This is a genomic window from Streptomyces sp. NPDC020362 (assembly GCF_040642095.1).
Taxonomy (GTDB): Bacteria; Actinomycetota; Actinomycetes; order Streptomycetales; family Streptomycetaceae; genus Streptomyces.
Genome location: NZ_JBFAET010000362.1, coordinates 1 through 4,832, shown reverse-complemented (window position 1 = coordinate 4,832; position 4,832 = coordinate 1). Strand labels below are relative to the sequence as shown.

Annotated in this window: 4 protein-coding genes, 1 tRNA gene and 1 pseudogene; 3 read left to right on the top strand and 3 right to left on the bottom strand. The window is 71.2% G+C overall.

Features of this window, described 5'->3' with window-relative positions; translation table 11 throughout:
* The 3 genes from AB0H32_RS46875 to AB0H32_RS46865 form a co-directional block, all read right to left on the bottom strand.
* Positions 1–497, bottom strand: a 497-nt coding sequence (locus AB0H32_RS46875) for an AMP-binding protein (protein WP_361135408.1), incomplete at its 3' end; no start/stop codon positions are given.
* Positions 497–1,237, bottom strand: a complete 741-nt coding sequence (locus AB0H32_RS46870; RefSeq protein ID WP_361135405.1) for a glycosyltransferase family 2 protein — start codon at positions 1,235–1,237, stop codon at positions 497–499. The genes AB0H32_RS46875 and AB0H32_RS46870, both read right to left, overlap by 1 nt.
* The gene (locus tag AB0H32_RS46865) at positions 1,234–2,262 is read right to left on the bottom strand and encodes a ketoacyl-ACP synthase III (protein WP_361135402.1); all 1,029 of its coding nucleotides are present in this window, start codon (positions 2,260–2,262) and stop codon (positions 1,234–1,236) included. The genes AB0H32_RS46870 and AB0H32_RS46865 overlap by 4 nt, the downstream gene beginning before the upstream one ends.
* Positions 2,263–2,439: 177 nt before the next feature.
* On the opposite strand from AB0H32_RS46865, the gene AB0H32_RS46860 reads away from it, so the two are divergent.
* The 3 genes and pseudogenes from AB0H32_RS46860 to AB0H32_RS46850 all read left to right on the top strand — a co-directional run.
* A tRNA-Met gene (locus tag AB0H32_RS46860) sits at positions 2,440–2,517 on the top strand.
* A 400-nt stretch (positions 2,518–2,917) separates the two neighbouring features.
* Entirely contained in the window at positions 2,918–4,345 is a 1,428-nt protein-coding gene (locus tag AB0H32_RS46855; RefSeq protein WP_361135399.1) for an alkaline phosphatase family protein, read from the top strand.
* A gap of 300 nt (positions 4,346–4,645) precedes the next feature.
* Positions 4,646–4,777, top strand: a pseudogene (locus tag AB0H32_RS46850) (short-chain dehydrogenase); the annotation flags it as partial.
* Positions 4,778–4,832: the final 55 nt, after the last annotated feature.

The window sequence follows — 4,832 nt, the reverse complement described above, 5'->3', positions numbered from 1 at the left end:
GCGGGCCGCGGCAGGATCACCGCCCGGCCATCGGTGTCCAGGGCTGGGGCGCAGCCGGGCGGCCGGGGACCGACGGTGGCCACGGGACCGAGTTCGGCGAGGTCCGGCAGGGCCAGCCGGGCCCGGCGGGCGAGCGGCCGGGCCCATCCGGCGACGGCCTGGGCGGTGGCATCGGCGAGGACGACATCGGGCCGGGCCAGGGCGAGCCGGGCACGCAGCACGTCCGGTCCGGCGCCGGGATCGAGCACCGCGGCCCGCGCGCCGAGCCGGTGCACGGCGAGCATCACCGCTAGGGCCCGAGGTCCGGGCCGTACGGCGACACCGACGGTGCCTCCCCGCCCGATGCCCCGCTCGTGCAGGGCGGCGGCGTAGCGGTCGGCGAGTGCGGCGAGGTCCCCGCACGTGGCCCTGGTGCGTACGGCACCGGTCCGGGTGGTGCCGAGGATGGCCGGCCGGTCGGGGCTGACACGGAGAGCACGGGTGAGGAGGTCGAGCATCAGCGCGGGTCCTCCCCGTGGCTGCCCGGGCCCCTGTCGAGGTACCAGCGGGCGGTGCCGAGCAGGCCGTAGGAGCGCAGCCGCCGGGTGGAGTTCTCCACGACCATGGCACGGGCGTGGACGATGGCGGGGGTGTGGCGGCGCACCCGGTTCAGGAAGAGCCGGTCGGTGGGGGAAGGGCGGCGCGGCATCCCGCCCACGGCCTCGTACAGGGCGGCGGTGATGGCCATGTTGTTGCCCGCGTGCATCCGGTAGGGGGCGAGATAGCCATGGCGCCGCCGGTGGGCGGGGCGTACCCGGCCGAAGAAGGCGGCGACGTGGACCAGCGTGCGGAAGACTGCTCGCCCGAGGGGGCCGTGCTCGTCGCGTCGTGCGTCGATGCGCCCGCACACCATGCCTGCGCCATGGCCGAGGGCGTCACGGGCGCCGGCGGTCCAGCCGGGGCGCGGGAGGCAGTCGGCGTCGGTACGGGCCAGCAGCGTCGCACCGTTGCGGATGGCGTACCGGAAACCGGTGTCCACCGCGCAGCCGACGCCTTTCTGCGGCTCGCTGAGGACGTGCACCGGGAAGGGCGCCCGGCGGGCGAAGTCGTGTGCGAGGGCCCCGGTGCCGTCGGTCGAGGCGTTGTCGACCACCACGAGCGTGAAGTTCCGGTCGCGCTGGACCGCGAGGGCGTCCAGTGTGGCGCCGATCCGCAAGGCCTCCTGGTGTGCGGGCACCACCACCCACAGGCCGCTCACGCCTTCTCCCACACCATCGTCATGATGCTCACGCCACCGCCCAGTCCCACGAACAGCACCCGGTCGCCGGGTTTCAGTCGCTCGTGGACGAGGTCGAGCTGCACGCCCAGCGTGGCACTGGCCATGTTGCCCAGCTCGGGGACCGTGACGACGAGCCTGTCCCGGGGAACGCCGGTGAGCTCCACGAACCGCTCCAGGTACGGCACGGTGACCTGGTGCACGAGGATGTGCCGGAAGTCGTTCCACTCCAGCCCGGTGCGCTGCCTCATCCGGTCGAGCACCGACGTGCCGACCTTCTCGAACACCTCGCGCAGTTCCTTCCCGTCCCCGCGGAAGTACGTGTGTTCGTCTCCGCGCGGGTGACGCGAGCCGCCGCCGAAGATGCCCCCGACCGACCAGTGCTCGGAATGTGTCTCGGTGTCGACGTCCAGAATGCCGCCCCGGTCCACCGCCTCCAGCACGACCGCGGCTCCCGCGTCGCCGAAGGTGTAGCCGGCGAAGCCGTCCCGGAGCTGGTCCGGGCCGGAGGGGGCGCGCCGCACCGCCCGGCTCGGGGTCTCCCCGGTGACCACCAGGGCGCGACGGGCCCGGCCGGCCAGGATCATCGCCCGTGCCGTGTCGATGCCGTTGACGAAGCTGTTGCACGCGTTGGTCACGTCCAGCGCGTGCGCCCGGGATCCGAGCTCGGCCTGGACGATGTGCGCGGTCGCCGGTTCGGCCACGTCCCGCGTCGCGGAGGCGAACACCAGCAGGTCCACGTCGTACGGGGAAAGCCCGGCCCGGGACAATGCCGTGCGCGCCGCCCGCACCGCGAGCGTCGAGGCGTATTCGCCGTCTGCCACCGCCCGGCGCGAGACGATGCCGGTGACTCGTTCAAGCATCCGGCTCGGCAAGTGCAGCCCGGATGTCGCGGTGATCTGCTCCTGCAACTGCGAGGAGGTCACCTCGGGTTCCGGCAGGCAGGAGGCTACCGCCGTGATGCCCGCCCGAAGCCGTGGGCCGCGGGCAGCGTGGTCTATGTGCATGGGGCCGACGCTACGAGCGGGTCCGGACCGTGTGCCTGAGCACGCGTACTCACCCGGTATGGGTACCCGGCCGCTGGGGAAGGCAGCGCCCGGAGCACGTGCATCTGACGGGGCGAAAGAACCGGGTCCGGAAATCCCAGCCGGGTGCTTCCCCGTGGCGTACGCTGGGCATGCCGACGCGGGGTGGAGCAGCTCGGTAGCTCGCTGGGCTCATAACCCAGAGGTCGCGTGGTTCAAATCCCGCCCCCGCTACCAAACGCCGGCCCCTCGACATCAGTTTGAGGGGCCGGCGCCGTGTGAGCCGTGGTGGTACGAGCCGACCGGAGCCGCGTGGCTTGATGTGCAGCTGCCGGTCGGCCACAGCGGACGGTCATGCGATTCACCAGCTCGCAGTGGACCGGAGTTCCCCGTGTCACCCGATGCCGCACCCAAGTGTGTGCAGCAGCCACCGAATTCTCAACGCACGGCAACGGCCGTGCAACGCACGGGTGTTGAGGGTCACGGCTTGGCCAAACCCTTCCCGGGCGTTGGCGACATGTTCACCATCGACCCCTGACGGAGCCCGCCGCCCTGGGCGGAGAGTGATCGGCGGTCCGCACTTTCGCCGGGCCGGCCGTCACTCCGGTGAGCTTCTCTCCTTCCAGAAGGGGCAACCATGGCCGAGTTGACACGCCGTAGACTCCTGAGTTCGGCCGCGGGCGCGCTGGGCGGCGCCGCGGCCCTCTCACTCCTCCCGCCGAGCGTCCAGAAAGCCGTCGCCGCCGGTCCGCCCGAGCACGGTTCACTGGGCGACATCGAGCACGTCGTCATGCTGATGCAGGAGAACCGGTCGTTCGACCACTACTTCGGCACGCTGTCGGGTGTCCGGGGCTTCGGCGACCCGGACGCCCTCCGGCTGGACAACGGACGATCCGTCTTCTACCAGCCCGACGCCGTGAACCCGAAGGGCTATCTGCTGCCCTTCCACCTCGACACCCACAGGTCGAGCGCACAGGCCATCCCGTCCACCAGCCACGCCTGGTCCGTGCAGCACCAGGCCTGGAACGGCGGCAGGATGGACCAGTGGCTGCCCGCCCACCGCAAGGCCGACGGCGCCAACGGCCCCTACGTGATGGGCTACTACACGCGCGAGGACATCCCGTTCCAGTTCGCGCTCGCCGAGACCTTCACCGTCTGCGACAACTACTACTGCTCGGTGTTCGGCCCCACCTGGCCCAACCGCCTGATGTGGATGACCGGTTCGATCGACCCGGGCGGCACCCGGGGCGGCCCGGTCATCAGCAATGTGGCACCGACGCCGTACCGCTGGACGACGTACGCCGAACGGCTCCAGGCGGCCGGCGTCAGCTGGAAGGTTTACCAGCAGGACGACGACTACGGCTGCAACATGCTCGAACAGTTCGCCGCCTTCAAGAACGCACAGCCCGGCTCCGACCTGTACGAGCGAGGCGTACGCCCGCAGTCCGAGGGCACCTTCGAGGACGACGCCCGGGGCGACCGTCTCCCGGCGGTGAGCTGGATCATGCCGACGAGCTACCAGTCGGAGCACCCCGACTATCTGCCGGCCGCCGGTGCCGACTTCGTGGCCTCGAAGATCGAGGCGATCGCGTCGAATCCCTCGGTGTGGCGCAAGACGGCCTTCATCCTCAACTACGACGAGAACGACGGCCTGTTCGACCACGTGGCCCCGCCGACCGCACCGCCGGGCACTGCGGACGAGTACATCCAGGGTCTGCCGATCGGTGGCGGCTTCCGCGTGCCCGCGATCATCATCTCGCCCTGGACCGTGGGTGGTTGGGTCGCGTCGGAGGCCTTCGACCACACGTCCGCCCTGCAGTTCCTGGAGCGGTTCACCGGGGTCGAGGAGCCGAACATCAGCGCCTGGCGGCGCGCCACCTTCGGTGACTTCACGACCGCCTTCCGCTTCAGCGACGCCCGCCCCCGCCCGCCCGAGCTCCCCGACGACACTGCGGAGCAGTTGGAGAAGGCGAAGGAGGAGGTGGCGACGCTGCCGAAGCCGACGCTCCCGGGAGCGGACCAGACCTTCCCACACCAGGAGAGGGGTCGCCGCCCGCACGTATGACACCCGAGAGGGCCCGGGCCGTGCGTGCCCGGGCCCTCACCGTGGTGTGGCCCCGCAGCCGCATCGGAGAGAGTTACTCCCGGGCCGACGATGTGCCGGCCAGGGTCCTGTAACTGCAGGTCGGCAAAGAACAGCCGCCGCACCACGGACGAGGCGCCGCCCGGCACATGCAAAGCGGCGGCATCTGATGCAGGCTGGCAGTGGAGGAAACGCGTCCTTCTTGTCCCCGGCGCCTGCCGGGCACGCGGCTTGTCCCCGGCGCCCGCCGGGCACAGCGGGCGTCGGCAGGAAGGGAGCGCGATGGAGATCAAGGGATCGATCGCCCTGGTGACGGGGGCCAATCGGGGCATCGGCCGCGCGTTCGCCCGCGCGCTGATCGGCCTCGGAGCGGCCAAGGTCTACGCCGCTGTCCGCGATCCGGCCACCGTTAACGATCAGGACCTCACAGCGGTTCGTCAGTACGTCACGAAGCCCGACTAGGTCGCTG

Bases quoted from the DNA above. Each gene is read 5' to 3' on its own strand.
- AB0H32_RS46865 (WP_361135402.1), bottom strand. From the start codon at position 2,262: ATGCACATAGACCACGCTGCCCGCGGCCCACGGCTTCGGGCGGGCATC.
- AB0H32_RS46855 (WP_361135399.1), top strand. From the start codon at position 2,918: ATGGCCGAGTTGACACGCCGTAGACTCCTGAGTTCGGCCGCGGGCGCG.